This window comes from Mycoplana rhizolycopersici (assembly GCF_013378445.1).
Lineage (GTDB): Bacteria > Pseudomonadota > Alphaproteobacteria > Rhizobiales > Rhizobiaceae > Mycoplana > Mycoplana rhizolycopersici.
This window is the reverse complement of the sequence record NZ_JABXYK010000074.1, coordinates 1-255: the sequence shown is the minus strand read 5'-3', so window position 1 is coordinate 255 and position 255 is coordinate 1. Positions and strand designations below refer to the sequence as shown.

1 protein-coding gene is annotated in these 255 nt (G+C 69.0%); it reads right to left on the bottom strand.

Features of this window, described 5'->3' with window-relative positions:
- Positions 1–255 (bottom strand): cadherin-like domain-containing protein (locus HV823_RS26470; RefSeq protein WP_246302022.1); only part of this gene is annotated, 255 nt, incomplete at both ends.

Genomic DNA, 255 nt, shown 5'->3' with positions numbered 1-255 from the left:
CGCTCGCGAGTTCGGCGCCGGTGAAGCTCGTCGCGGCCTTGCCGTTCACCTGGACCTTGCCGTTCGAGGCGGCGGAGACGGTGAAGCGGACGCCGGAGGCGCTGTCGTCGGGATCGGAGAAGTTGAGGTCGGCGGTGGTGATCCTGTAGCTGCCGCCCTCCTTCACCGTCGCCTTCAGGTCGCCGGTGAGCGTCGGCGCGTCGTTGACCGGGGTGACGGCGAGGTTGAAGGTTCCGGCGACCGGTGTCGAGCCAT